The 25,760-nt window shown below is 69.2% G+C and carries 23 protein-coding genes; 14 read left to right on the top strand and 9 right to left on the bottom strand.

From position 1 onward, the window contains the following. Positions 1-2: 2 nt before the first annotated feature. From uraD to pucL, 3 genes are read left to right on the top strand one after another with little or no spacing between them, the layout of a single operon-like run. The gene (uraD, locus tag TU34_RS02945; RefSeq protein ID WP_045821350.1) at positions 3-524 is read left to right on the top strand and encodes a 2-oxo-4-hydroxy-4-carboxy-5-ureidoimidazoline decarboxylase; all 522 of its coding nucleotides are present in this window, start codon (positions 3-5) and stop codon (positions 522-524) included. A gap of 10 nt (positions 525-534) precedes the next feature. After that, entirely contained in the window at positions 535-858 is a 324-nt protein-coding gene (gene uraH / locus TU34_RS02940) for a hydroxyisourate hydrolase (protein WP_045821349.1), read from the top strand. Positions 859-868: 10 nt separating this feature from the next. Next, positions 869-1,777 (top strand): factor-independent urate hydroxylase, encoded by a 909-nt coding sequence (gene pucL / locus TU34_RS02935; RefSeq protein WP_045821348.1) that lies wholly within the window; start codon positions 869-871, stop codon positions 1,775-1,777. 97 nt (positions 1,778-1,874) lie between these two features. On the opposite strand, the gene TU34_RS02930 is transcribed toward pucL, so the two are convergent. Then, the gene (locus TU34_RS02930; protein WP_045821347.1) at positions 1,875-3,266 is read right to left on the bottom strand and encodes a guanine deaminase; all 1,392 of its coding nucleotides are present in this window, start codon (positions 3,264-3,266) and stop codon (positions 1,875-1,877) included. Between the two features lie 46 nt (positions 3,267-3,312). On the opposite strand from TU34_RS02930, the gene TU34_RS02925 reads away from it, so the two are divergent. From TU34_RS02925 to TU34_RS02915, 3 genes are read left to right on the top strand one after another with little or no spacing between them, the layout of a single operon-like run. Then, on the top strand, positions 3,313-4,692 hold the full coding sequence (locus TU34_RS02925; protein ID WP_045821346.1) for an 8-oxoguanine deaminase: 1,380 nt from the start codon (positions 3,313-3,315) through the stop codon (positions 4,690-4,692). A 7-nt stretch (positions 4,693-4,699) separates the two neighbouring features. Further along, a complete protein-coding gene (locus TU34_RS02920; protein ID WP_045821345.1) occupies positions 4,700-5,509 on the top strand; it encodes an FAD binding domain-containing protein in 810 nt (269 codons plus the stop codon). Next, positions 5,506-8,163: a molybdopterin-dependent oxidoreductase gene (locus TU34_RS02915; RefSeq protein ID WP_045821344.1), complete on the top strand. Its 2,658-nt coding sequence runs from the start codon at positions 5,506-5,508 to the stop codon at positions 8,161-8,163. Before TU34_RS02920 ends, TU34_RS02915 begins: the two co-directional genes overlap by 4 nt. Positions 8,164-8,269: 106 nt before the next feature. Here the strand turns inward: TU34_RS02915 and TU34_RS02910 are convergent, their stop codons facing one another. The 5 genes from TU34_RS02910 to TU34_RS02890 form a co-directional block, all read right to left on the bottom strand. Then, positions 8,270-8,824, bottom strand: a complete 555-nt coding sequence (locus TU34_RS02910; protein WP_045821343.1) for an HdeD family acid-resistance protein — start codon at positions 8,822-8,824, stop codon at positions 8,270-8,272. A 162-nt stretch (positions 8,825-8,986) separates the two neighbouring features. Continuing rightward, a complete protein-coding gene (locus tag TU34_RS02905) occupies positions 8,987-12,391 on the bottom strand; it encodes a pyruvate carboxylase (RefSeq protein WP_045821342.1) in 3,405 nt (1,134 codons plus the stop codon). A gap of 9 nt (positions 12,392-12,400) precedes the next feature. After that, the gene (locus tag TU34_RS02900; RefSeq protein ID WP_045821341.1) at positions 12,401-13,285 is read right to left on the bottom strand and encodes an aldo/keto reductase; all 885 of its coding nucleotides are present in this window, start codon (positions 13,283-13,285) and stop codon (positions 12,401-12,403) included. A gap of 19 nt (positions 13,286-13,304) precedes the next feature. Next, positions 13,305-14,021, bottom strand: coding sequence for a response regulator (locus TU34_RS02895; protein WP_045821340.1), 717 nt, complete (start codon positions 14,019-14,021; stop codon positions 13,305-13,307). 64 nt (positions 14,022-14,085) lie between these two features. Further along, positions 14,086-15,702 (bottom strand): sensor histidine kinase, encoded by a 1,617-nt coding sequence (locus tag TU34_RS02890; protein WP_045821385.1) that lies wholly within the window; start codon positions 15,700-15,702, stop codon positions 14,086-14,088. Positions 15,703-15,848: 146 nt separating this feature from the next. Between TU34_RS02890 and TU34_RS02885 the strand changes: the two genes are divergently transcribed. Genes TU34_RS02885 through TU34_RS02875 form a run of 3 tightly spaced genes read left to right on the top strand, consistent with a single transcriptional unit; the run spans position 15,849 to position 17,907 of the window. Beyond that, complete coding sequence (locus TU34_RS02885) at positions 15,849-17,246, top strand: cation:dicarboxylate symporter family transporter (RefSeq protein ID WP_045821339.1); 1,398 nt, start codon at positions 15,849-15,851, stop codon at positions 17,244-17,246. Positions 17,247-17,301: 55 nt separating this feature from the next. Continuing rightward, a complete protein-coding gene (locus tag TU34_RS02880) occupies positions 17,302-17,505 on the top strand; it encodes a hypervirulence associated TUDOR domain-containing protein (RefSeq protein ID WP_045821338.1) in 204 nt (67 codons plus the stop codon). Positions 17,506-17,514: 9 nt separating this feature from the next. Then, entirely contained in the window at positions 17,515-17,907 is a 393-nt protein-coding gene (locus tag TU34_RS02875) for a PPOX class F420-dependent oxidoreductase (RefSeq protein WP_045821337.1), read from the top strand. A gap of 13 nt (positions 17,908-17,920) precedes the next feature. Here the strand turns inward: TU34_RS02875 and TU34_RS02870 are convergent, their stop codons facing one another. Then, entirely contained in the window at positions 17,921-19,258 is a 1,338-nt protein-coding gene (locus TU34_RS02870; protein WP_150116366.1) for a YibE/F family protein, read from the bottom strand. A gap of 119 nt (positions 19,259-19,377) precedes the next feature. On the opposite strand from TU34_RS02870, the gene TU34_RS02865 reads away from it, so the two are divergent. From TU34_RS02865 to TU34_RS02850, 4 genes are read left to right on the top strand one after another with little or no spacing between them, the layout of a single operon-like run. After that, complete coding sequence (locus tag TU34_RS02865) at positions 19,378-19,890, top strand: hypothetical protein (protein WP_052688665.1); 513 nt, start codon at positions 19,378-19,380, stop codon at positions 19,888-19,890. Between the two features lie 35 nt (positions 19,891-19,925). Continuing rightward, the gene (locus tag TU34_RS02860; RefSeq protein ID WP_082079777.1) at positions 19,926-21,215 is read left to right on the top strand and encodes an MFS transporter; all 1,290 of its coding nucleotides are present in this window, start codon (positions 19,926-19,928) and stop codon (positions 21,213-21,215) included. Further along, positions 21,212-22,048, top strand: coding sequence for an acyl-CoA thioesterase domain-containing protein (locus TU34_RS02855; RefSeq protein ID WP_045821336.1), 837 nt, complete (start codon positions 21,212-21,214; stop codon positions 22,046-22,048). The genes TU34_RS02860 and TU34_RS02855 overlap by 4 nt, the downstream gene beginning before the upstream one ends. Further along, positions 22,045-22,884, top strand: a complete 840-nt coding sequence (locus tag TU34_RS02850) for an alpha/beta fold hydrolase (protein WP_045821335.1) — start codon at positions 22,045-22,047, stop codon at positions 22,882-22,884. Before TU34_RS02855 ends, TU34_RS02850 begins: the two co-directional genes overlap by 4 nt. 3 nt (positions 22,885-22,887) lie before the next feature. Here TU34_RS02850 and TU34_RS02845 read toward each other — a convergent pair whose 3' ends face one another. Beyond that, on the bottom strand, positions 22,888-24,060 hold the full coding sequence (locus tag TU34_RS02845; protein ID WP_045821334.1) for an ATP-grasp domain-containing protein: 1,173 nt from the start codon (positions 24,058-24,060) through the stop codon (positions 22,888-22,890). Between the two features lie 139 nt (positions 24,061-24,199). Between TU34_RS02845 and TU34_RS02840 the strand changes: the two genes are divergently transcribed. Next, positions 24,200-25,156, top strand: coding sequence for a hypothetical protein (locus TU34_RS02840; RefSeq protein WP_045821381.1), 957 nt, complete (start codon positions 24,200-24,202; stop codon positions 25,154-25,156). A 21-nt stretch (positions 25,157-25,177) separates the two neighbouring features. Here TU34_RS02840 and TU34_RS02835 read toward each other — a convergent pair whose 3' ends face one another. Next, positions 25,178-25,744: a DUF305 domain-containing protein gene (locus TU34_RS02835; protein WP_045821333.1), complete on the bottom strand. Its 567-nt coding sequence runs from the start codon at positions 25,742-25,744 to the stop codon at positions 25,178-25,180. Positions 25,745-25,760: the final 16 nt, after the last annotated feature.

Here is a 25,760-nt window from a genome sequence, read left to right as displayed (position 1 = left end):
GGATGCGTCGCCCCAACTGGCGGGGGATCGACAGCTTCAACGACCTCACGCAGGCGCAGGCGGTGCATTCGCTCTACGAGTGCTGCTCTTCGCGCATCTGGTCGATCCGGGTGGCGGCCGCGCGCCCCTTCCCCGACGCCGAGAGCCTCCTCGACGAGGCCGATCTCATCCTCGCCGAGCTCACCGACACCGACCTCGACGAGGCACTCGAGGGGCATCCGCGCATCGGCGAACGGTCGACGAGTGTGGCGTCGACCCGCGAACAGTCCGGGGTCGTCGGCGCCGACGCCGATGTTCTCCGGGAACTGCGGGTCTCGAACGCCGAGTACGAGAACCGCTTCGGCCACGTCTATCTCGTGTTCGCCGACGGCCGGCCGGCCGAGGTGCTGCTCGACATCCTGCGGCAGCGTCTGCACAACGATCCCGAGACCGAACGTCGGGTGATGCGCGGAGAGTTGGCGAAGATCAACCGCAGTCGGCTGACGCGCATGCTGAGCCCGGTGTCGGAGGGCAGCCTGCAGTGAGAGAACAGTCGTGAGCACGCTGAGCACCCACGTCCTCGACGCCGTCGCCGGTCTGCCCGCGGTCGGTGTCGCGGTCTCGCTCACCGGCGCCGGCGGCGACCAGATCGCCACGGGCACCACCGATTCCGACGGGCGGATCGCTGCGCTGGCCGAGGGCCTCGAGGCCGGCGTGTACCGGATCACCTTCGACACCGGAGCGTGGTTCGCCGAGCACGGTGTCGACGGCTTCTACCCCGAGGTCGTCATCTGTTTCACCGTCGTCGACGTCGCCAGGCACCACCACGTTCCGGTGCTGCTGAGCCCGTACGCCTATTCCACCTACCGCGGGAGCTGAGAGGGACACCATGGGAATCCGCCTGGGCGAGAACCAGTACGGCAAGGCCGAGAACCGGGTGGTGCGGATCTACCGTGACACGCCGCGTCACGAGATCGTCGACATCAACGTGGGTACCGCTCTGCGTGGGGATTTCGAGGCCGCGCACACCGTCGGCGACCAGGGCGCGGTGCTGCCCACCGACACCCAGAAGCAGACGTGCTACGCGTTCGCCAAGGAGAAGGGCATCGGCACGATCGAGCAATACGCGCTCGATCTCGCCCACCACTTCGTGGACGAGAACGACCCGGTGCACGGCGCGCGGATCGAGGTGGAGCGGTACGGCTGGGAGCGGGCGACCGTCGACGGCGCCGACCACGACCACACCTGGGTGCGCAGCGGCGCGGAGGTGCGCACCGCCGACATCACCTTGGAAGGAAAGGGATCCGATCAGACGACGTGGGTGATCGGCGGGCTGAAGGACCTGACGATCCTCAAGTCGACGGGGTCGGAGTTCCACGGCTTCCCCACCGACCGCTACACGATCCTCGAACCGACCACCGACCGAGTGATGGCGACGTCACTGGTCGCGAAGTGGCGGTTCACCACGACCGATGTCGACTGGGATGCCGTGTACGCCGACGTGAAGCAGCTGATGGTCGCCGCGTTCGCGACGCTGCAGTCCCTGGCGCTGCAGCAGACGCTGTACGCGATGGGCACCGCGGTGCTCGAGGCTCATCCGGAGATCGCCGAGGTCCGCCTCTCGGCACCGAACAAGCACCACTTCGTCTACGACCTGGCCCGCTTCGGCATCGAGAACCACAACGAGGTCTTCCACGCCGACGACCGCCCGTACGGCCTCATCCAGGCGTCGGTGATCCGCGACGACGCCCCCGACGCCGGACCGGCCTGGACCATGCAACGCGGCTGGCTCGCCTGACCCACCCTCACCCCCACCCCGCCAGTTGGGCACGTAACGACCCCTGTTGGGCACGTAACGACCGCAGGTGGGCACGTAACGACTGCAGCGGGGCACCTCAGGCGACGACACGACGGCCGCGGACCCACACCTGCGCGATCGCCGGTTCGCGGATCCCCATCAGCAGGGCGAACAGCGTCTGCGCGGTGGCGGTCTCGGTGTCGTCTGCGCGGATCCCGAACTCCAGTGTCGCGGCCAGCGGTTCCCATCCCTGCGGGTCGATCACGACGAAATCGGCGTCCTTGCCGACGTCGAGGTTGCCGAAGTCGGCCTCGCGGTCGAGTGCGCGGGCTCCGGCCAGTGTGGCGGTGAACAGCAGCTCGGCCGGGTGCAACGACACCCCCGCGTCCCCCGGCTCGGACATGTGGACCCCGAAGCAGTCCGACGCCACCTGTGGGATCAGCCATTCGTCGCCTGCGCCGATGTCGGTGCCGAGTGCCACGGTCACGCCCGCCGCGACGGTACGGCGCCACGGCATCGTGCCCGAGCCCAGGAACAGCTGCGACGTGGGGCAGTGCGCGATCGAGGTACCGGTCTGCGCCATCCGCGCCAGTTCGGCGTCGGTGCAGTGCACCGCGTGGGCGAGGATGCTGCGTCGCCCGAGCAGTGACGCACCGCCCCGCGCCGATCCCGGCAGGAACCGGCCGTCGTAGGTGTCGAGGTAGCTGTCGGTGCCGTAGGCGGCCTTCGTGGCGTCGACCTCGCCGGTGCCCGGTCGGGCGTTCTCGTTGAGGTGCGAGTGGAAATAGACGCCGCGGTCGCGGACGGCGTCGTAGAGCTCGCCGAGCGCCACGAAGGTGTCGGGGGTGACCGACAACGAGAACCGCGGGACCACGGCGACATCGACGAGTTCCCGCCCGTGCCAACGGTCGATCTCGGCGGCGCTGCGGGCAATGGCGGTGTCGATGTCGGTGACGAGGTCGGCGGCCGCCGCACTGCCGACGGTCTGGATGCCTCGCCCCGACACCATCCGCAGGCCGACCCGTTCGGTCTCGGTGAACAGGGCATCCTGGGCGTCGGGGAACGCTGATCCGAACACCATCGCCGCGGTGGTGCCGGCGGCGATCCGCCGACGACAGAAGTCGATCGCGGCGCGGCGGGCGAAGGCGGGGTCGCGGTAGCGGGCCTCGGCCGGGAAGATGCAGTTCTCGAGCCACTCGAGCAGTTGGCCACCGCCGTACGCGTCGGTGGCGTACGTCTGCGGGAAGTGGATGTGGGTGTCGACGAAACCCGGCAGGATGAACCCGCCACGGTGATCGAGCTGCGCCCACTCCCGTTGTCCCTCAGGCAGATCAGCGATCGGCCCGGAGTACACGATGCGCCCTCCGGCATCGACGGCGAGCGCACCGTCGGGCACCGACACGAGGTGCTCGCATGCGCTCTCGATCGTCGGCGCACCACCGATGTGGAACAGGTGCGCCCGGTGGACGACGCCGGGTTCGGTTCCCATGACTGTCCATCCTGCCCCGAGAACGCATCGGAAGTACGGTGAGGAGATGGACCCGTCCGGCGCCCTGACCGTCATCTCCCACGCCCACGTGGTGACGATGGACGCCGCGGATCGCGAGTGGGCCGACGCCACGGTGGTGCTGCGGGACAACCGGATCGTGGCCGTCGGCGACGCTCGCGAGGTCGATACCGCGGCATGGCCCGACGCCGTGCACGTCGACGGCCGTGGCTGCGTGCTCACCCCCGGCCTGGTCAACACCCACCACCACCTCTACCAGTGGATCACCCGGGGGCTCGCCGCCGATCACACGTTGTTCGAGTGGCTCACCACGCTGTACCCGGTGTGGGCCGGTATCGACGCCGCGGGTGTGAACGCCGCCGCCCGAGGCGCATTGGGAGTACTCGCGACGTCGGGGTGCACCACGTCGACCGATCATCACTACGTCTTCCCGGTCGGCGCCGGCGACCTCCTCGCGGCCGAGATCGAGGCGGCGGCCGCGGTGGGTCTGCGTTTCCACCCCACGCGCGGATCGATGGACCTCGGTCGGAGCGACGGCGGGCTCCCTCCCGACGCGGTGGTCGAGTCGATCGACGACATCCTCACCGCGAGTGCCGATGCCGTCTCCCGCTGGCATGACCCGTCACCGGACGCGATGCTGCGCATCGGCCTCGCCCCGTGCTCACCCTTCTCGGTCACGTCGGATCTCCTGGTCGCCTCGGCGGCGCTCGCCCGCGACCTCGGGGTGCGTCTGCACACCCACCTCGCCGAGACCGAGGACGAGACCGCTTTCTGCGCCGAGCGTTTCGGTTGCACTCCCCTGCAGTACATGGAACGACTGGACTGGCTCGGCGACGACGTGTGGTTCGCCCACGGGGTGCACTTCACCGACGACGCGATCACCGACCTCGCACGGACCGGGACGGCGATCGCACACTGCCCCACCTCGAATGCGCGACTCGGTGCCGGCGTCGCACGTACGCGCGATCTCGTCGCGGCCGGTGTGCCCGTGGGTCTCGGTGTGGACGGCGCCGCATCGAACGAGTCGTGTCGGATGCTGGAGGAGGCACACATGGCGGTGATGATGGCCCGGGCGGTCGGTGGTCCCACCGCGCTCACCACACGACAGTCACTGCGCCTGGCCACCACGGGCGGCGCGCGGGTGCTCGGACGCGACGCCGAGTTCGGGTCGATCGAGGTCGGGAAACTCGCCGATCTGGTCCTGTGGGACCTGACCACGCTGGCCCACAGCGGGATCGACGATCCGGTCGCGGCCCTCGTCCTCGGCGCGCAGCCACCGATCCGCCGCTCCTGGGTCGACGGACGCGTCGTCGTCGCCGACGGACACTGCACCACCGTCGACGCCGGGACCGTCGCCCGCGATGTGGCGGTGGCGCATCGACACCTGCTGGCCAAGGCCGATCGGTGACGGGCTGATGGACCAGCACTGGGTGACCGAGGTCCTGGCGCCACGCACGCGCGCCGACCTCACCGGGATCGTCGACACCGACGGCGTGTTGGCCGGCGGCACCTCGTTGATGAGCGAACCGAATCCGGGGATGACACGCCTGATCGACCTGGCCGCCCTGGACTGGCCCGACCTCGTCGTGCGCGACGACGGTCTCGAGATCGCAGCGACGTGCACCATCGACACCCTCATCCACGCCGACCTCCCCCGAACCTGGATCGCCACAACGCTGTTCGATGCCGCGGCGCGCGCCCTGCTGGCGTCGTACAAGATCTGGTACTCGGCGACCGTGGGCGGCAACGTCTGTCTCGCCCTACCCGCCGGTGCGATGACCGCGATGTGCGCCGCCCTCGACGCCCGCCTGCTGATCTGGCGGGCCGACGGCACCAACGCACTGCTCACGACCACCGACGTCGTGGTCGGCAACGCGGAGAACTCCCTCGGCGTGGGTGACGTGCTCCGCTCCATCCACCTGCCCACCGGGGCTCTCACCCAGCGGGTGTCGCTACGAAAGGCCTCCTACGCGCACCTCGGCCGCAGTGGTGCGGTCGTGGTGGCGCGGTCCGACGGCGAGTCGGTGGTCGTGACGGTCACCGCCGCCACGGTCGCCCCCGAGGTGATCACCGTCGCCTCCACAGATCCCGAGCAGGTGGCGCGCGACGTGCTCCGCTCGATCCCACCGGAGCATTTCCACACCGATGCCCACGGCACCGCCCGGTGGCGCATCGCGGTCGTCGAGTACCTCGTCGTCCAGGCCGTGCGGGACGTGATCGCATGAAGGTCAACGGGATCGACGTCACCACCACGCCGCGGCCCGGCCAGTGCCTGCGCACATACCTGCGCGAACACGGCAACGTCGAGGTGAAGAAGGGATGCGATTCGGGCGACTGCGGGGCGTGCTCGGTCATCGTCGACGGGCGGGTGCAGCACTCCTGCCTCGTCCCGGCGTTCCGCGCCACCGGCGCCGAGGTCACCACCGTCGCCGGGCTCGTCACCGCCGAGGAGACCCATCCGCTGCAGGAGCGGTTCGTCGGCGCCGGCGGCTTCCAGTGCGGCTTCTGCACCGCCGGGATGATCGTCACCGCATCCACCTTCGACGCCGCCGACATCGACGATCTCGAGTCGTCGCTCAAAGGGAACCTGTGTCGCTGCACGGGGTATCGGCCCATCCGCGCCGCGATCGCCGATGCCGCACCCGACGCAACACGTGACCCACGATCGGCGCCCGCACCCGCGGGCCCCGCGATCACCACGGGCGCCGAGCGCTACACCATGGACGAGATCCCCACCGACGCCGGGCACGTCGCGGTCCTGGGCAGTCCACACCCGCACGCGGTGATCACCGCCATCGACATCACCCGCGCACAGGCGCTGCCCGGGGTCCGTGCGGTCCTCACCCACCACGACGATCCGGGTGTCGCGTTCTCCACCGCGCGCCACCGGGAGCGCGTCGACGATCCCGACGACAGTCGCGTCTTCGACACCCGACTTCGATTCGTCGGCCAGCGGGTCGCGGCGGTGGTCGCCGACGACCTCGACACCGCGCGGCGCGCAGTCGATCTCGTCGACGTCACCTACGAGGTCCTGCCCGCGGTGTTCGACCCGGTGCAGGCGCTCAGCGAGGGGGCACCGACGGTCCACGGGGACAAGGACGGACCCGCATCACGTATCGCCGACCCGACCCGCAATCTCGTCGCCGATCTGTACGGCGAGGTCGGTGACGTCGACGGCGCGGTCGCCCACGCCCGTACCTCGGGTGGCGCGGCGGTACACGGGGTGTGGCAGACCGCGCGCGTGCAGCACGCGCACCTCGAAACCCACGGCACCGTGGGCAGTCTGGACGAGGACGGTCGCTACATCATCCGATCCAGCTCGCAGGTGCCGTTCCTGGTCCGCGACGAGCTGTGCCACATCTTCGGCCTGTCGCCGGACCGGGTGCGCGTGTACGCGCCTCGCATCGGCGGCGCCTTCGGCGCGAAGCAGGAACTCATCACCGAGGACCTCGTGCTGCTGGCCGTCCTCCGCACCGGGCGGCCCGTCGTGTACGAGATGACGCGCACCGACCAGTTCACGATGGCCCCCTGTCGCCACCCGATGCGGGTGGAGGTCACCGCCGCGGCCGACGCCAGCGGCACGCTGACCGCTCTCGCGATCGATGTCGTGTCGGATGCGGGCGCCTACGGAAACCACAGTCCCGGTGTCATGTTCCACGGGTGCAGTGAGTCGATGGCGCTGTACCGCTGCGCGAACAAGCGCGTCGACGCGCAGTGCGCCTATACCAACAACCTGCCCTCGGGCGCCTTCCGCGGGTACGGCCTCGGCCAGGTGGTGTTCGGGATCGAATCGGCGCTCGACGACCTCGCCCGCGAGCTGGGTGTCGATCCCTTCGACTTCCGACGGCGCAACGTGGTGGTGCCCGGCGACGACTTCGTGACCTGGGAGGTCGAGGAGAGCGACCTCGAGTTCGGTAGCTACGGCCTCGACCAGTGCCTCGATCTCGCCCAGGAGGCGCTGGCCGCCGGCGCCGCCGACCCGGCACGCAACGGGGCGGAACTCGAGGGCGACCCCGAGTGGCGTATCGGATCGGGGATGGCGCCGGCGATGATCGCCACCATCCCGCCTCGTGGCCACTTCGCCGATGTGCGTGCCGAACTCACCGTCGGCGGGCGGTACGTGGTGTCGGTGGGAACCGCCGAGTTCGGCAACGGCACCACCACGGTGCACACGCAGATCGCCGCCGACGCCCTCGGCGTCCGGCCCGAGTCGATCGTCGTGCGCCAGGGCGACACCGACGTCGTCACCTACGACACCGGCGCGTTCGGGTCGGCGGGGACGGTCGTCGCCGGCGCCGCACTGCAGCGGGCGTGTGTGGACCTGCGGGCCGCGGTGGTCGCCGCCGCGCACGACAACGGCATCGACGCCGACGATCCCGTCGCGGTCGGACGCGCGACCGGTGGTCTCTCGGCCGCCGGGCGACACGGGGGCACGCCGCGGTCGGTCGCGTTCAACGTGCACGCTTTTCGGGTGGCGGTGCACCTCCCGACAGGCCGCGTGCGGATTCTGCAGTCGATCCAGTCCGCCGACGCCGGTGTCGTACTCAACCCCGCGCAGTGTCGGGGTCAGGTGGAAGGTGGTGCGACACAGGCGATCGGCTCGGCGCTGTTCGAGCAGATGCTCCTCGACGACGGTGTCGTGACCACGCGCGTGTTCCGGAACTATCACATCCCGCGGCTGTCGGATGCCCCCGAGACCGAGGTGTACTTCGCCGACACGTACGACCGGTTGGGTCCGTCGGGCGCGAAATCGATGAGCGAGTCGCCGTACAACCCGGTGGCACCGGCGCTGGCCAACGCGATCCGCGACGCCATCGGGGTCCGCGTCCACGAACTCCCGATGAACCCCGCCCGCGTCTGGGCCGCCCTGCACCCCTGACCCCAGTTGGGCACGTAACGACCGCAGTTGGGCACCTAACGACCGCAGTTGGGGACGTAAATTCCGCAATAGGGCACGTAACGCCCGCAGTTGGGCAGTCGGAACGTCAGACCTTGCGCGGCAGCGTCAGGAGGTTCACGACGCTGACGATGATCAGCAGGATCGCGCCGAAGGTGATGAACGTGCTGATGGCGAAGCCCGGCAGCGTGATCACGACGATGCCGGCGATGATCGACACGATGCCCGAGAGCACCAGGACCCAGCGGGGCACGTTGTGGGTGCCCGCGCGGTCCGACATCAGGTCGTGCACGCCCTGGAAGATCCAGCCGACACCGATCACGATCGCGAGCAACACGAGTGACTCGGCCGGATCGAAGAGACAGAGCACACCGGCGACGAGGATGATCGCGCCGATGACGCCGAACACGACGCGCAGTCCGGTCGGCAATCCCCTGGCCGAGAACGCGATCGACAGCCGGTAGGCCCCGGTCAGGATCAGCGAGATGCCGAACAGCACCGCGACGACCAACAGGGTCGGTCCAGGCCACACGAGCGCGATCACACCGAGGACGATGCCGAGCACCGACGTCGAGATGAGTCCGGCGCGCACGGCGTTGCGGATCTGGTCGGGGAAGTGTGGCGTGGTGATCGGCGTCGTCATCGCACCACCATATCGCCGCGCGTAGTCGGCTTCGGCGCGTCATCAGGCGCCCAACTGGCGTCGTTACGTGCCCAACAGGCGTCTTTACGTGCCCAACTGCGGTCGTTACGTGCCCAACTGCGGTCGTTAGGTGCCCAACTGGCGGGGTGGGGTCGAGAGGGATCAGACGTCGGCGCGATCACCGACGGCGACGACGGCGATGAGGTCACCGCCCTCGACCTGGGTGACCCCGCTGATCGCGACACGGGTGACCGTGCCCGCCCGGGGCGCGGTGATCGCGGCCTCCATCTTCATGGCCTCGATGGTCGCGATGGTGGCGCCGGCCTCGACGCTGTCGCCCTCGCCCACCACCAGGGTGACCACACCGGAGAACGGTGCCGCGACATGCGACGGGTCGGTGCGATCGGCCTTCTCCAGCGTCGGGACGTCGGCGGTGATCGAACGATCGCGCACCGACACCGGTCGCAACTGGCCGTTGAGGATGCACATGACCGTGCGCATACCGGCCTCGTCGGGTTCGGAGATCGCCTCCAACCCGATGAGCAACTCGACGCCGCGCTCCAGCGAGACGCGGTGCTCCTCCCCCTGGCGCAGACCGTAGAAGAACTGGTTCGCCGACAGCGACGAGGTGTCGCCGTACTGCTCGCGGTGGGCGAGGAACTCCGACGTCGGGCCGGGGAACAGGAGTCGGTTCAACGTGGCGCGGCGACCGGTCGAGTCGGCACCGAGGAGCTGCTGATCGTGCTCGGAGAGTTCGACCACCGCGCGGGCCTTGCCGCGGCCCTCGAGCGCTTTGGTGCGGAACGGTTCGGGCCACCCACCGGCGGGGGTGCCGAGTTCGCCACGTAGGAAACCGATCACGGAGTCGGGGATGTCGAAGCGTCCCGGGTCGGCGGCGAACTCGTCGACCGACACCCCGGCACCGACGAGGTGCAGCGCGAGGTCGCCCACCACCTTCGACGACGGCGTCACCTTGATGACGCGACCCAGCAGGCGGTCGGCGTCGGCGTAGGCCGATTCGACGAGCTCGAACTTGTCGCCGAGACCCAACGCGATGGCCTGCTGGCGCAGGTTCGACAACTGGCCACCGGGGATCTCGTGGGTGTAGACGCGCCCGGTCGGTGACGGCAGCCCGGACTCGAACGGCGCGTACACCTTCCGCAGCGCCTCCCAGTACGGCTCGAGGTCGCAGACTCCTGCCAGGTTCAGGCCGGTGTCGCGGTCGGTGTGCGCCGCGGCGGCGACGATCGCCGACAACGCCGGCTGCGACGTGGTGCCGGCCATCGCCGCACTCGCGCCGTCGACCGCGTCGGCGCCGGCCTGCCATGCCGCGAGGTAGGTCGCGAGCTGGCCACCGGGGGTGTCGTGGGTGTGCACGTGGACCGGAAGGTCGAAGCGAGATCGCAACGCCGACACCAGGGTCGTCGCGGCGGGGGCGCGCAGCAGCCCGGCCATGTCCTTGATCGCCAGGATATGGGCGCCGGCCTCGACGGCCTGCTCGGCCAGACGCAGGTAGTAGTCGAGGGTGTAGAGATCCTCGTTCGGGTTCGCGAGATCGCCGGTGTAGCTCATGGCCACCTCGGCGACCGCGGTCCCGGTCTCGCGCACCGCGTCGATCGCGGGTCGCATCTGCTCGATGTTGTTGAGCGCGTCGAAGATCCGGAAGATGTCGACGCCGGTCGCCGCGGCCTCGGAGACGAACGCCGACGCGACGGTGTCGGGGTACGGCGTGTATCCGACGGTGTTGCGGCCACGCAGCAGCATCTGCAGACAGATGTTCGGCACGGCCTCCCGCAACGCCGCGAGTCGCTCCCACGGGTCCTCGTGCAGGAACCGCAGTGCCACATCGTAGGTCGCGCCACCCCACGCCTCGATCGACAACAACTCCGGGGTGAGGCGAGCGACGTGCCCGGCCACACCCAGCAGCCCGGTGGTGCGCACGCGCGTCGCGAGCAACGACTGGTGCGCGTCCCGGAACGTGGTGTCGGTGACGGCCAACGCCGACTGCTCGCGCAACGCACGCGCGAAACCCTCCGGTCCGAGCTCGGTGAGCCGCTGCTTGCTCCCCGACGGCGGCGGGACACCCAGGTCGATGTCGGGCAGCTTGTCTTTCGGGTACACCGCCGACGGCCGCTCGCCGTGCGGCTTGTTCACCGTCACGTCGGCGAGGTAGGTCAGGATCTTCGTCCCGCGGTCGCTCGAGGCGTGCGCGGTCAGCAGAGACGGGCGCTCCTCGATGAACGACGTCGTCACCTTGCCCGCCCGGAAGTCGGGGTCGTCGAGGACGCTCTGCAGGAACGGGATGTTCGTCGACACACCGCGGATACGGAACTCCGCCAGCGCCCGCTGGGCGCGGGCGACGGCACCCTCGAAGGTCCGGCCACGGCAGGTCAGCTTCACCAGCATCGAGTCGAAGTACGCCGAGACCTCGGCACCCAGGGTGGTGCCCCCGTCGAGGCGGATGCCCGCGCCACCGGGGGTGCGGTAGGCGGTGATGCGGCCGGTGTCGGGGCGGAACCCGTTGGCCGGGTCCTCGGTGGTGATCCGGCACTGCATCGCCGCACCGCGGATCGCCATGTCCTCCTGGCGCAGACCGAGATCGGCCAGCGACTCGCCCGCGGCGATCCGCAGCTGCGACTGCACGAGGTCGACGTCGGTGATCTCCTCGGTGACGGTGTGCTCCACCTGGATCCGGGGGTTCATCTCGATGAACACGTGCCGACCCTCACGGTCGACGAGGAATTCCACGGTGCCGGCGCACGAGTAGTTGATCTGCTTGGCGAACGCGACCGCGTCGGCACAGATCTGCTCGCGCAGAGCGGGATCGAGATTCGGGGCGGGTGCGAGCTCGATGACCTTCTGGTGGCGGCGCTGCACCGAGCAGTCCCGCTCGAACAGGTGCATCACGTTGCCCTGGGTGTCGGCGAGGATCTGCACCTCGATGTGGCGGGGCTCGATCACCGCCTGTTCGAGGAACACCGTCGCATCGCCGAACGCCGATTCCGCCTCGCGGGCGGCCGCCTCGATCGCCTCCCGCAGCGCGTCGGGGTCGCTGACCCGGCGCATGCCGCGACCACCGCCACCGGCGACGGCCTTGACGAACACCGGGAACGTCATCGACTCCGCCGCGGCGAGCAACTCCTCGACATCGGTCGACGGCTCCGACGACGACAGCACCGGCAGGCCCGCGGCCTTCGCCGCCGCGATCGCCCGCGCCTTGTTGCCCGTCAGCTCCAGGACATCGGCCGAGGGGCCGACGAAGGTGATGCCCGCTTCGGCGCACGCACCGGCGAGATCGGGGTTCTCCGAGAGGAATCCGTAGCCCGGGTAGATCGCGTCGGCACCGGTGCGCCGGGCCGCGTCGACGATCTCCTCGACCGACAGGTACGTGCGGACGGGGTGGCCCTCGATACCGATCTGATACGACTCGTCGGCCTTCGTGCGATGCACCGAGTTGCGGTCCTCGAACGGGTACACCGCGACCGTCGCCACCCCGAGCTCATAGGCGGCTCGGAACGCCCGGATCGCGATCTCGCCACGGTTGGCCACCAACACCTTGGAGAACATGAGCGCAGATTATTCCGGTGCGCCGATGTTCATCTCGTCGGGATGCGCCCCGACGCGGCCGCCCGGATCGGCCAGTCGCGAGATCTCCAGGATGTCGTCGGCGTCGAGATCGAAGTCGAACACGTCGATGTTCTGCGAGATGCGTTCTTCGTGAACCGATTTGGGGATCACGATCAACCCGTTGCTCAGATGCCACCGGATGATGACCTGCGCGATCGACTTGCCGTACTTCTCCCCGATGCCCGCCAGGATCGGATCGTCGAGCAGCGTGTTCGGCTTCGAGGCCCGGCCCCATCCCGAATTGCTGGTGCCGCCGAGCGGGCTCCACGACTCGACCGCGATCTCCCGGTCGACGGCGAACGCGCGCAGATCGTTCTGCGGCAGGTGCGGGTGCAGCTCCACCTGATCGACCGCGGGCACCGTCTCCCCGTGGCCGCAGATCGTGTCGAGGTGGTGGGGCTCGAAGTTGCAGACGCCGATCGCCTTCGCCTTCCCCGACTCGGCGATGGCCTCCATCGCCTCCCACGTGCGCTTCATTCGGTCGCTGTCGAGCAGCGGCCAGTGCACGAGGTAGAGATCGACGTAGTCGACGCCGAGCTTGCCGAGGCTGGTGTCGCACGCGGCGATCGCCGACTCGTATCCCTGGTCGGCGTTCCACAGCTTGGTGGTGAGGAAGACCTCCTCTCGTGCCACGCCGGAGGCCGCGATACCGCGGCCGACGCCCTCCTCGTTGCCGTAGGCGGCGGCGGTGTCGATGTGTCGGTAGCCCGCCGCGTCGAGCGCGTGGGCCACCGCGTGCTCGGTCTCGTCGTTCTCCGCCTGCCACACACCGAGACCCAGTTGTGGGATGGACGTACCGGAATTGAGGTCGATCATCGCAACCGCGGGAGTCATGGGTGTCAGGCTAGCGACTTCACTGCGTTCGCGAACCAGGTCCGCGGACGGGCCAGGTGTAGCGCACCTGAGGGCGCCCGGCGCGGCCGTATTCGGTGGTGCGGTCGAGCACCCGGTCATCGGCCAACCGCTCCAGATACCGCCACGCCGTCACCCGCGAGACGCCGGCCGCGGCGGCCACCTCACCGGCGGTGAGGCCGGCCTCGCTGTCGCGGATCTGTCGCGCGATCTGTTCGGTGGTGTGCGCCGAGGCCCCGGCCGGCGCGGCCGCCTTCTCGTCGGTTGCCCGCAACAACGCCATCGCGCGGTCGACCTCGGCCTGTCCCGCCGCGTCGGTACCCGCGGGCAACGCCTCGCGATACTCGCGGTAGCGCTCGAGCTTGTCGCGGAACGCCGCGAACGTGAACGGCTTGAGCAGATAGAGCAGCACGCCGTGCGCGACGGCCGATCGCACGACCGACAGATCGCGCTCGGAGGTGATCGCGATGATGTCGGGCTCGGGACGCTGCCCCGACAGCGCCGACGCCAGTTCGATACCGCTGGCGTCGGGGAGTCCGATGTCGAGGAGCACCACGTCGACCGGATCGCCGTCGGCGGCGCGGCCGGCCACGATCCGCAACGCGGCCTGCGCGGTGCCCGCCCTCGCGACGACCCGGAACCCGGGTAAGCGGCCCACGTACTCCTCGTGCGCCTGGGCGATCAACGGCTCGTCCTCCACGATGAGAACGGTGATCATAGGGCGCGCCTCCGGCACGGGATCGCGACGGCGGTCGGGAACGTCGTCACGGCGACACCGCCGCTCACGATTCCGCCGTGCGGGGCACCGTCACGATGACGACCGAGCCGTAGGTGACCTCGGCGGTGATCGTGCCGCCGTGGCGCTCCACCGTCTGCGACACCAGCGCCAGCCCCAGACCGCGTCCGGGGTCGAGCGCGCCCTCGACGGCGGTCTTGGTGGAGTACCCGCGGCGGCGCGCACGGGCGAACTCCTCGGCGTCCATGCCCGGCCCGCTGTCGGCGACGCGGATCGATAGACCCGACGAGTCCTCGTGCACGGTCACCTCCACCCACGGGTCGTCGCGATCACAGGCATCGAGTGCATTGTCGATCAGATTGCCCACGACCGTGACCAGTTCGGCGCTGCTGAGCACCGAGTCGGTGTCGAGCGACGAATCCCCTGTCGGAGACAGGTTTGTCTCATCGGTCACGGTGAGCTCGATCCCGCGTTCGTTGGCCTGCGCGCTCTTGCCGAGCAGCAGCGCGACGAGTGCGGGTTCGCCGACCGCGGCGGTCAACCGGTCGACGAGGTGTTGGGACAGTTCGAGTTCGGTGGTCGCGAAGCGCACCGCCTCGTCGCCGCGGCCCATCTCGACGAGCCCGACCACGGTGTGCAGGCGGTTCGCCGATTCGTGGGCCTGACTGCGCAGCGACTCGGCGAACAGTCGCATCGAGTCGAGTTCGCCCATGGCGCCCTGCAGCTCGGTGCGGTCGCGCAGGGTGATCACCGCACTCGTCGTCTGCGCCGCACCGCCGCCGTCACGATCGACGCCCGATCCGCTCACCCCGGAGCGGTTGACCACGAGCACCCGGTCGCCGGCGAGATACAGCACGTCTCGTAATTCCTCGGCGGTACCGGCGAATTCGGGGAGACCCTCGAGTGCTACCGGGCCGTCGCCGAGATCGAGGAGGCGGCGGGCCTCGTCGTTGACGAGCGCGACCCGTCCGTGGTCGATGACGATCAGTCCCTCCCGGACCGCGTGCAGCACCGCGTCGTGATGCTCGTACATCACGCGCAACTCCTCGGGCCTCAGGCCACGGGTCTGGCGGAGGAGGCGTCGGCGCACAGCCCAGGTGCCGGCCACCGACAGCAGCAACGCGATCACGGTGACCACCGCGATCGTCGGCAGCTGACCGAGCCACCGGTCGGCGAGCCCGGACAGCGTGATCCCCGCCGACACCAACCCGACGATCCGCCCGTCGGACGCGCGGACCGGGGCGACCGCGCGGATGGAGGGACCGAGTGTGCCGGTGTAGGTCTCGGTGAACACCCGGCCCGCCAGCGCGGGGCCGATGGTGCCGACGAACTTCCCGCCGATGCGGGCCGGATCGGTGTGGGTGAAGCGGGTCCGGTCGGGCGCCATGATGGTGATGAACGCGATGTCGGTGTCGGCGCGCACCGCCTCGGTGACCGGTTGCAGACGCGCGGTGGCCGAGCCGGAGGTGATGGCCTCGGCCGTCGAGGACGAGTCGGCGAGCGCGACGGCGATGGCCACGACCTGGTCACGGGCCGACCGCTCGGAGTCACGGCGGGCGTCGTAGGCGGCCAACGACCCCGCGACGATGATGAGCACCAGGATCGCGACGACCTGCAGGAGGAACGCCTGCCCGGCGAGCGTGCGCGGGACGAGCCGTCGCATCGCACCCCCCGCCGTCACCGCCACCTCGTCACCGCACCGCCTGAACGTAATGAAACTAATCGTGACGCCAGTCACATCGACCGTCCATGATCCTCACAGACCGCTTCCGGCGCCACCGGAGACGACATCACCACCTGGAGGATCCCATGACCACGACCGACGACCGACCCCCGACGATCCCCGATCCGCCGACGGACACCGCGACGAAGCCCAAGCGCGACCGCACGCACTGGCTCTACATCGCGGTGATCGTGGCCGTGGTCGCCGGCGTCGCGGTCGGCATCCTCGCCCCGAGCTTCGGCAAGGAACTCGGCGTGCTGGGCACGATGTTCATCAGCCTCATCAAGATGATGATCTCGCCGGTCATCTTCTGCACCATCGTGTTGGGCATCGGCTCGGTCCGCAAGGCCGCGACGGTCGGCAAGGTCGGCGGCCTCGCCTTCACCTACTTCCTCGGGATGTCCACCGCGGCACTGGGTATCGGCCTGGTGGTCGGCAACCTGATCCAGCCCGGCAACGGTCTCAACATCACCCCCGAGGTCGCGGGCAAGGGCGCCGATCTCGCCGAGAAGGCGCACGAGTCCGGCGGCACCCTCGACTTCATCCAGGGCATCATCCCCGACACCCTCGTGTCGTCGCTGACCGCGGGCAGCGTGCTGCAGACGCTCTTCGTCGCCCTGCTCGTCGGCTTCGCCATCCAGGCCCTCGGCACCCAGGGTGAGCCGGTGTTGCGCGGTGTCGCCAGCATCCAGAAGGTCATCTTCAAGGTGCTCTCGATGGTGCTGTGGCTCGCCCCGATCGGCGCGTTCGGCGCGATCGCCAACGTCGTCGGCCAGACCGGCTGGAGCGCGGTCACCCACCTGCTGATGCTGATGGTCGCCTTCTACCTGACCTGCCTGGTGTTCGTCTTCGGCATCCTCGGCACCCTGCTGCGCTTCACCGCGGGCGTCTCGATCTTCAAGCTGGTCCGCTACCTGGCACGGGAGTACCTGCTGATCGTGGCCACCTCGTCGTCGGAGTCGGCCCTGCCGCGACTGATCGCGAAGATGGAGCACCTCGGTGTCGAGAAGTCGACCGTCGGCGTGGTCGTGCCGACCGGCTACTCGTTCAACCTCGACGGCACCGCGATCTACCTGACGATGGCGTCGCTGTTCGTCGCCGAGGCGATGGGCAACCCGCTGAGCCTGGGTGAGCAGATCAGCCTGCTGGTGTTCATGATCATCGCCTCGAAGGGTGCAGCCGGCGTCTCCGGCGCCGGACTGGCCACGCTCGCCGGAGGCCTGCAGAGCCACCGCCCCGAGCTGCTCGACGGACTGGGACTCATCGTCGGCATCGACCGGTTCATGTCGGAGGCCCGCGCGGTCACCAACTTCTCCGGCAACGCCGTCGCCACGCTGCTGGTCGGCACCTGGACCAAGACGATCGACAACGCGAAGGTGAAGTCGGTGCTCGACGGCAACGATCCGTTCGACGAACTCAACATGGTCGACTCGCACGACTTCGACAAGTCCGAGGCGGTGTCGATCACGAAGGCTCCCGCCTGACGTCGGCGCACCAACGCACGGTTCCTCCACGGGCCCTGCGGGTAACCTCGAGACCATGTCGATCAGCAAGGGCGACGCGGTTTCCTGGAACACCCCGCAGGGCCCGACCCATGGGAAAGCCGTCGAGAAGCGCACGAAGGAATTCGAGTTCGACGGCCAGAAGTTCAAGGCCAGTGACGACGAGCCCTACTGGATCGTCGAGTCGGACAAGAGCGGCGCGAAGGCCGCGCACAAAGAGTCCACGCTCGAGACGAAGTAGGTACCGGTGATGAGCAGTGGCGGCGCGAACCCGTTCGGCGACATCGGCACCGCGAAGTACGTCCAACTCACCACCTTCACCAAGTCCGGCGACGCCAAACCGTTGCCGATCTGGGCGGCGCTCGATCAGGGTGAGCTGCTGATGTGGACTCAGGCGTCGTCGTGGAAGGTCAAGCGGATACGCAACACCCCACGGGTGATGCTCGCGACCTGCGACCGCGCCGGCAAGAACGTCGGCCCCACGATGGAGGCCACCGCCCGGGTCCTCGACGAGGCCGGCACCGCACGCACCCGCGACGCGATCAATCGCAAGTACGGACTCGTCGGTCGCTTCGCGACCACCGCGAGCAGCCTGTTCAAGGGCAAGAGCTCGACCATCGGGATCGCGGTCACCGCGAACTGACGGCCCTGGCGGATCAGTCGACGCGCGAGTGCCTGCCCGGCTTCTCGTCGCGGTGACCGGGATGGATCGGGACATGCGGTTCGCCGGCGCGGACGTTGTCGGGCCGTTCGTGTCGGTGCACGAGCGCGACGGCGATGGCCGTGGTGAGCGGGACCGACAACGCGATCGCGATACCTCCGACGAACGACCGCCCCAGCTCGACGGCGACGGTGTCGGTGGTGACGAGGTTCGAGAACGACTGCCCGGCCACGGAGAACAGCAACAGCAGCGGCAGTGCACTGCCCGCGTAGGCGAACACGAGCGTGTAGACGGTGCTGGCGATGTGGTCGCGACCCACACGCATGGCCGCGGCGAAGGTGGCGCGTCGGCTGCGGCCGCCCGCCGCGAGTTCGAACACCGCCGAGGCCTGGGTGATGGTGACGTCGTTGAGCACGCCCAGGGCGCCGATGATGAAGCCCGCCAACAGGATCCCCTGGGTGGAGATCCCGTTCTGGTACACCTGCAGGTTCGTGGTCTGCTCGCCCGACAGACCCGTGATGTTCATCGTGTGGATCGACACGTACGACAGCACCGCGGCCACCGCCAACGACGACAGCGTCCCCAACAGGGCGGCACTGGTGCGCAGACTCACCCCGTGCGCGAGGTAGATGACCACCAGCAGGATCGCCGCCGACGACGTGATGGCCACCGCCACCGGCGATTTCCCGTCGAGGATCGCCGGGAGGGTGAAGCCGAGCAGCACCGCGAAGGCGATCACCAGTCCGATCACCGACCGCAGGCCGCGCCAGGAGGCGACCAGCACGATCGCCACGACGAACAGCAACGCCCACACGATGGTCGACGTCCCGCGGCTGTAGTCGTAGAACCCGTAGGTCGTCGCCCCGTTGTTACCGGGCGCCACGGCGAGCCGGATCTTGTCGCCGACCTTGAGGTCGGGCTGTCCCGGTTGCGGACGACCGAGCTGGTCGGCCGACAGGTTCTGCGTGACCGCACCCGGCGCGGTGCCCGACTGCGCACGGTTCGTCGGTACCTCGATGAGCGTGTTGGCGTCGGCGTCCTTACCGGAGGTGATCGCGACGGTGCTCTCGATGCAGGGGCCGTCGGCGACGGGGGTGACGTCGGCGGCACCGCCGAACACCGATCCCGACGCGCGGTTGAGGCACTGCGCACGCGCCTGCGCGATCACGGTGCCGGTCGCGGTCTCGAGCTGGCCGTTCGCCGCGGCCGACTGGAACTGGATCGGGACCTGGTGCTGACGCTGCGACGGCCACAGCACCACGGCCCCGATCGCGACGGCCACCGCGACGGCGACGAGCACCCCGACGACGATGCGGGCCGCCATCGGACGCATCTGCACCGCGATCGCGGCCGGTGAATGCGTGTGGGTGTGCGGTTGTGACTGCTTCACGGCCGCAACTGTATGCGGCCAAACGCCGGTGTCGCCGCCCTGGCGTGGGTCATCATGATCGGGTGATCGACGAGTTGCAGGAGGAGGCGACCGCCGCGCTGGCGGCCGGCGACTACACCCGTGCCCTCGCCGAGTTCAGCGTGCTCCGCGAGATGCGGTCGCGCCGCGACGGCCCGTACTCGGTGCACTACCTCGCGAACCTGCACGACGCCGTCCGGTGCATGTGCCACCTGCAGCGATGGTCGGACTCCGAGCCGCTGTGCCGTGAGCTGTACGGCAAGTACCGACGCACGCACGGCCCCGGCGACTGCGACACCGTCGACGCCGCCAAGTTCTACGCCTGGGCGCTGGTCCACCTCGACAAGGCCGATCCGGCCGCCGAGCTGTACCTGACCACCGCCGATGCCCTGTGGACCCTCGGCGACCGCGAGCAGGCCCTGACCCTGCTGGGAGCCGCGGTGACGCAGCGCCAGGACCTCTGCTTCGACACCCTGCGCAATCGTGTCGATCTCGCCGCCGCTGCCGTCGCCCTGGGCGTCGCGTCGTCGATGAGTCTGGTGTCACCCCTGGCCTGACCGGGTGCGACGGCCCCGGGTGGCGGGGTGGTTCGATGAACGACATGTCCGACACCCCCGCCGCCGCACCGCAGGTGACCGCCGCCGACCCCTCGGCCGCCCGCGGTGCCACCGGCCGGTGGTGGGGTGTCGCGGCGGCGATGTTCGCGATCGCGTGGGGCGGGAACGAGTTCACCCCGCTGTTGGTGATGTACAAGAGCGATCACGGACTGTCCGGCCCGGTGGTCGATGCGCTGCTGTTCGCCTACGTGCTCGGCATCGTGCCCGCGCTGCTCATCGGCGGCCCGCTGTCGGATCGGTTCGGACGTGCGCGGTTGATGCGCCCGGCCCCGGCGGTGGCCGCGATCGGGTCGATCATCCTCGGGCTCGGCGCCGACCACGTGGCCCTGCTGGTGATCGGACGCATCGGCAGCGGCATCGCACTGGGCCTGGCGATGGCCGTGGGCAGCAGCTGGATCAAGGAACTCTCGTCACCCCCGTTCGAGACCGACGCCTCGGGCAGTCGCGGGGCGCGCCGCTCGGCGATGAGCCTCACCGCGGGCCTCGGCATCGGCGCCGCGATGGCCGGCGTGCTGGCCCAGTGGGCGCCTCTGCCCGCGACGCTGCCCTACCTCGTGAACGTGGCGCTGTGCGTGGTCGCGACGGCGTGGGTGGTCCGCGCCCCGGAGACCGTGGTGCGCGCCGGGGCGCCGGGGCGTCTGCGCGACGATCTGCGCATCCCGGCCATCGGTCACCGACGTTTCCTGCGGGTCGTCGTGCCCGTCGCGCCGTGGGTGTTCGGGTCGGCCGCGGCCGCCTACGCGGTGTTGCCGACGCTGCTCGCCGACGAGGTCGGCGGCCTCGACATCGCCTACGCGGCACTCATCACGCTGGTGACGTTGGCCTCGGGGTTCGCCATCCAGTCGGTCGCGCGGCGCATCGACCGACCCGATTCGGCCCGCGGTTCGGTGGTGGCGATCGGATTCCTCGCGGTCGGCATGGGCATGGGCGCCTGGGCCTCGAGCACGCTGAACCCATGGGTCGCCCTCGCCGCCGGCGCGGTGCTCGGCGGCGGGTACGGCATGGCGCTCGTCGCGGGGTTGGCCGAGGTCGGGCGCATCGCCGGACCGAAGGACCTCGCCGGGCTCACCGCGGTCTTCTACTCGCTGACCTACCTCGGGTTCGCGGCGCCGGTGGTGTTGGCGCTGGTCCACCAGGCCGTTCCCGACCTGACCTACCCGGTGCTCTTCGGACTCGGCGTCCTGCTCGCGATCGCCTCGCTCGCGGTGGTCGCCACCGAATACCGCACCCGCCAGATCACGACAGCAGACAAGGTGACCCCATGACCCCTCCGACCCCGAAGGACCCGGACCGCAGGTACTTCATGTTCACCCTCGACGACGAGGGTCGATACGTGCCGTCGAAGTATGCGTTCGGTCGATGGGGTCCGGACATGCTCAACGGGCCCGCGGTGTGTGCCGCGGCCGCCCATGCGGTGGAGGCCGAGCACGGGTCGCCCGAGCTCGTGCCGGCCCGCATCACCATCGACCTGTTCAAGGCCGCCCGCGGCGAACCCCTCGTCGCACGCACACGGTTGGTGCGATCGGGACATCGGATCCGGGTGTCGGAGGTCGAACTGTCCCAGGGCGACACCGTCGTCGCCCAGGCCACCCTCGTCGCGCTGCGGCCGTCGCAGGAGCCGCCGGGTGAGGAGTGGCACTCCGAGCACCCCTTCGACCCACCGACCGACGACAGCCGCTTCCGCTGGTACGGCAGCGACGACATGGGGTGGACGCCGGTGATGAGCGAGCACCAGAACGCGGGCCGCAAACGGTTGTGGGCCACGATGATCCCCGTGATCGACGGGGTCGAGAACACGCCGTTCGTCACCACCGTGATGGCCGCCGAGGCGACGAGCCTGGTGACCAACTGGGGGTCGAAGGGCATCGGTTACATCAACTGCGATCTGACGGTGGCGATCTCACGTCTGCCGGTCGGTCAGTACATCGGCCTGCAGGCCGACACCCACATCACCGACGCCGGCCTGTCGGTCGGCACCGCCACCCTGTTCGACACCCGCGGGCCGATCGGGACCGGCATGGTCACCGCCGTCTCCAACGCCGCCGCGCAGATCGACTTCAGCGGCGCGTCGGACCTGCGCACCGAGGTGTCGCAATGACTCTCGTGGACGTGGGCAACGGCGTCTCCCTCGAGGTCACCCGGACCGGCGAGGGTCCGGCGGTGCTGCTCGTCGGCGGTCTGGGCCAACCCGCACAGGTGTGGGAGTACACCGGCGTCGTCGAGGCACTGACGTCCGCGGGATTCGAGACCATCACCTACTGCGCGCGCGGGGTCGCGCCGTCGTCGGCGCCCGAGCCGCCGTATGTCGTCGACGACCTGGCGTTCGACGCCCAATGTCTCGTGCAGACACTGGGACTCGAGCAGGTGCTCGTCGTCGCCTACTCGATGGGGTGCTACACCACGCAGGCCCTGGTGCGCCGGCAGCCGGGGATGGTGCGGGCCGCGGTGCTGCTCGCGGGCCTGCAACCCTCGCCGATCGGCGAACTCGTCGGCCGCATGGAACTGGGGTTGCTCGAGAAGTACGGCGAGATCCCCGCAGACGTCATGCTCTTCGAGCAGTTGATGACCACGCTGCAACCGTCGCTGCTCCAGGATCCGGCCTCGGTGGTGGGCTGGGAGCAGGTGCTGGGCGCCTCGGGTGAGGTGTGGACGAGCGCGAAAGGCATGAGAGGTCAACTCCAGGCGTCGTATTCGTGGATCACCGCGAACGAGCCGCTGCCCGAACACCTCGCGGCCTTCGATCTCCCGGCCCTGGTGCTCGCCTTCGAACACGATCTGTTCTTCCCCCCGCAGGGGTGTCGTGCGGCGGCGGGACAGATGCCGAACGCGGACTTCGCCCAGATCGACGGCGTCGCACACGGCGGACTGTTCACCGGTCAGACCGACACCGTCGCGCGCATCGTCGCGTTCTGCACCGCGCACCGTCCCGCCTGAGCGTCACGGCTCGATCGCGACGCCGTCCCACTCGTGGTCGTGCATGAACGCCTCGGCGAGGCCGACACGGTACTTGAGACACATGCGGGCGATGTCGAGGTAGGCGATCGGCATCATGAACGCGGGCAACCGGTCGTGGCGGTTGGTGATCACGTCGTCGTAGGCACGGAAGTCGCGCAGGAAGCCGCGGAACGTGTTGCCCTTCAGCGCCGATTTCTTCCAGCCGTAGAGCCCCATCCCGAAGCCGATCATCTTGCGGGTGCCCGGGTCCGGGGTGATCATCTCGGTCGTCTGGCCGGTGAACGCCCGGTCGACGCGGTTGTGCGGCTCGAACAGCATGATGCCGCTGGTTCCACGCGGGTTGCACTCGATGGTGAACAGGGCGCCCTCGTCGTCTTCGATGAAGTCGAACCCGACCTGTCCGGTGAAGTTCATCTGTTTCACGAACGAGGTGATCCAGTCGAGGATGCCCGCGTGCTCGATCGCGTCGAAGGCGATGCAGGAGCGTCCGTCGATCGCGTAGCCGACCGGATACACGGTGTGCGCCAACACCTCTCCGTCACGACACACCGAGTACGAGCAGTACGGCGTGCCCTTCATCCACTCCTGCGCGATCCAGGGGTTGGTGGGTGAGAACTCGATGTCGGTGGGCAGCTCGCCCGGGGTGACCTTGTAGACCTTCTGCGATCCCCGCGAGTAGCACTCCTTGAGCGCGAACGGGGTGTCGAAATCCAGGGCGTCGAGATCGGCCTGGGTGCGCACCTGCGCGAACTTCAGCGTCGGGATGCCGCGCTCGGCGAGCACCCGCTGGAACTCGTATTTGTTGTGCAGGTTGTTCTCGACCTCGAAATCGGAGAGGAACAGCTCGCAGGTGTCGGGGAAATCGGCGCGCAACATCGCGATGATGTCGGTCTCCTCGTGGACCGGGATGAGCAGGTCGATCTCGCGTTCGGTCACGATGCGCGCCAGCTCGCGGCAGTAGGCACGCGGCTCGAACGTGGGCGACGGCACCTTCTCGAAGGCCGAGATCGCGTTGGAGAAGCGGCTCACGGGCAGGGAGATGCTGTCGACGATGGTCACCTCGTGCCCGCCGGCGGCCATCAGGCGGGCGAGATCGAGCGTGAGAAAGGAACGACCAAACGTGATGAGCACGCGCTTGGACCCTGGGCGAGACATGGGACCCCGTTAACTCTGCACCGCAGATAAAGGACAGAACATCAAACATGGTAGCTTAGCCAACGGTTGGAAACCGACGGGAAAAGACCTGGTTAGGGCCTATTTCACAATCACCATAGCGCGCGTGGAGGAGGCTTCGATGTTCGTGATCGGCATCGTCTTCGCCTCGCTCGCCGCGGTCGGATACGGGTTGTCGTCGGTGCTGCGCGCCCTCGGCGCACGCCGCGCGGCCGTCGCCGCCCGTGACGCCGGTGGCGATCCCGCGGTCAACGCCGCCGGCGGACCCTCGGTCGGTGCGACCGCCGCGACCCTGCGTGATCCGGCCTTCCTCGTCGGTACGGCGCTGGTGGTCCTGGGCTTCGGCGGCGGGGCGATCGCGGCCCGTCTGCTGCCCCTGTTCCTGTCGCAGACCATCGTCTCGGCCAACCTCATCGTCACCGCCCTGCTCGGCACCGCGGTCCTCGGCATCCGGCTGCACACCCGCGACTGGATCGCGATCTGTGCGGTCATCGCGTCGCTGTGCATGCTCGGCGTCGCCTCCACGCGGCACAAGACCGAGGGCGCCGACAGCTTCGCCTTCCACTGGGGGCTCTTCGGTGGGACCGTCGTGATCGCGGTCGCCGCCGTCTACGCGATGTACCGCCTCGGTCCCCGTGCGGCGATCTTCGGCGGCGCGGCCGCGGGAGTGTTGTTCGGCGTCATCGCCATCGCGGTGCGCATCCTTCGCGGCATCGATTCGTTCGATCCGGTCGAGCTGATCACCGACCCGGCCGCGTGGACCATCGCGATCGCCGGCGCTGTCGGCTTCTATGTGCAGACCGTGGCGTTGCAGCTCGGCGCGGTCAACGGCGTCACCGCGGTACTCGTCGTCGGTGAGACCGCGATCCCGGGCATCATCGGGGTGCTCTTCCTCGGCGACAAGGCCGAACCCGGTCTGGGCTGGCTCGCCATCGTCGGCTTCATCGGTGCGGTGATCGGCGCCATCGCCGTGGCGTACTACGGCTCGGCCGAGGCCGACCACTTCGGCGAGGCGCCACCCACCGAGGGTGGATGGCGCCGTCGCCGACAGGAATCCGACCAGCTCGAGAAGAGCTGATCGGACCGCTGCAGGGCTCGCTCAGCCGGCGAGCATCGCGCGCATGCGGGTCAGTTCCGCCTGTTGACTGCTGATGATGCTGCGCGCCAACGCGATCGAGTCGTCGTCGAGCCCCGTGTCGACCTCGGTGCGTGCCATCGTGATCGCTCCGGAGTGGTGGTCGATCATCATCGTCAGCCACCGCTGGTCGAACGCCCGTCCCGACAACGACCTCAGCTCCGACATGTCGGCGTCGCTCATCATCCCGCTCATCGACATGTCCCCGGACTTGGGCATGGTGTGGCCGGTCCCGGTGGGCACCGGCTCGCCCCACGAGCGCAGCCGGGTGGTGAGCTGATCGATCTCGGGTTGTTGGGCGGCGGCGATCTGTCGTGCGAGGCCGGCCACCTCGGGATCGGTGCTGCGACCGGGCACCATCTGGGCCATCTCGACCGCCTGTCGGTGGTGGGGGATCATCTCGGTCGAGAAGGTGACGTCGGCCGCGTTGTGCGACACCGGATCGTCGGAGGCGCAGGCCACGCCGGTGACGGCGACGGCGGCCAGAGCCGCGACCGTGGCGACGGCGCGACGAATTCTGTTGTGGGACATGTGTGTGTACTCCTGG

The sequence above is a fragment of the Williamsia herbipolensis genome (assembly GCF_000964005.1).
Classification (GTDB): domain Bacteria; phylum Actinomycetota; class Actinomycetes; order Mycobacteriales; family Mycobacteriaceae; genus Williamsia_A; species Williamsia_A herbipolensis.
The sequence above is the reverse complement of the archived record's forward strand: the minus strand, read 5'-3'. Positions and strand labels throughout refer to the sequence as shown.

Excerpts from the sequence above, each read along its gene's own strand:
- TU34_RS02905 (WP_045821342.1), bottom strand. The coding sequence starts at position 12,391 with ATGTTCTCCAAGGTGTTGGTGGCCAACCGTGGCGAGATCGCGATCCGG.
- TU34_RS02855 (WP_045821336.1), top strand. The coding sequence starts at position 21,212 with ATGACCCCTCCGACCCCGAAGGACCCGGACCGCAGGTACTTCATGTTC.
- TU34_RS02850 (WP_045821335.1), top strand. The coding sequence starts at position 22,045 with ATGACTCTCGTGGACGTGGGCAACGGCGTCTCCCTCGAGGTCACCCGG.
- TU34_RS02925 (WP_045821346.1), top strand. The coding sequence starts at position 3,313 with ATGGACCCGTCCGGCGCCCTGACCGTCATCTCCCACGCCCACGTGGTG.
- TU34_RS02920 (WP_045821345.1), top strand. The coding sequence starts at position 4,700 with ATGGACCAGCACTGGGTGACCGAGGTCCTGGCGCCACGCACGCGCGCC.
- pucL (WP_045821348.1), top strand. The coding sequence starts at position 869 with ATGGGAATCCGCCTGGGCGAGAACCAGTACGGCAAGGCCGAGAACCGG.
- TU34_RS02890 (WP_045821385.1), bottom strand. The coding sequence starts at position 15,702 with ATGCGACGGCTCGTCCCGCGCACGCTCGCCGGGCAGGCGTTCCTCCTG.
- TU34_RS02910 (WP_045821343.1), bottom strand. The coding sequence starts at position 8,824 with ATGACGACGCCGATCACCACGCCACACTTCCCCGACCAGATCCGCAAC.
- TU34_RS02915 (WP_045821344.1), top strand. The coding sequence starts at position 5,506 with ATGAAGGTCAACGGGATCGACGTCACCACCACGCCGCGGCCCGGCCAG.
- TU34_RS02880 (WP_045821338.1), top strand. The coding sequence starts at position 17,302 with ATGTCGATCAGCAAGGGCGACGCGGTTTCCTGGAACACCCCGCAGGGC.
- TU34_RS02930 (WP_045821347.1), bottom strand. The coding sequence starts at position 3,266 with ATGGGAACCGAACCCGGCGTCGTCCACCGGGCGCACCTGTTCCACATC.
- TU34_RS02895 (WP_045821340.1), bottom strand. The coding sequence starts at position 14,021 with ATGATCACCGTTCTCATCGTGGAGGACGAGCCGTTGATCGCCCAGGCG.
- uraD (WP_045821350.1), top strand. The coding sequence starts at position 3 with ATGCGTCGCCCCAACTGGCGGGGGATCGACAGCTTCAACGACCTCACG.
- TU34_RS02900 (WP_045821341.1), bottom strand. The coding sequence starts at position 13,285 with ATGACTCCCGCGGTTGCGATGATCGACCTCAATTCCGGTACGTCCATC.
- TU34_RS02835 (WP_045821333.1), bottom strand. The coding sequence starts at position 25,744 with ATGTCCCACAACAGAATTCGTCGCGCCGTCGCCACGGTCGCGGCTCTG.
- TU34_RS02885 (WP_045821339.1), top strand. The coding sequence starts at position 15,849 with ATGACCACGACCGACGACCGACCCCCGACGATCCCCGATCCGCCGACG.
- TU34_RS02840 (WP_045821381.1), top strand. The coding sequence starts at position 24,200 with ATGTTCGTGATCGGCATCGTCTTCGCCTCGCTCGCCGCGGTCGGATAC.
- TU34_RS02845 (WP_045821334.1), bottom strand. The coding sequence starts at position 24,060 with ATGTCTCGCCCAGGGTCCAAGCGCGTGCTCATCACGTTTGGTCGTTCC.
- TU34_RS02875 (WP_045821337.1), top strand. The coding sequence starts at position 17,515 with ATGAGCAGTGGCGGCGCGAACCCGTTCGGCGACATCGGCACCGCGAAG.
- TU34_RS02860 (WP_082079777.1), top strand. The coding sequence starts at position 19,926 with ATGAACGACATGTCCGACACCCCCGCCGCCGCACCGCAGGTGACCGCC.
- TU34_RS02870 (WP_150116366.1), bottom strand. The coding sequence starts at position 19,258 with ATGCGTCCGATGGCGGCCCGCATCGTCGTCGGGGTGCTCGTCGCCGTC.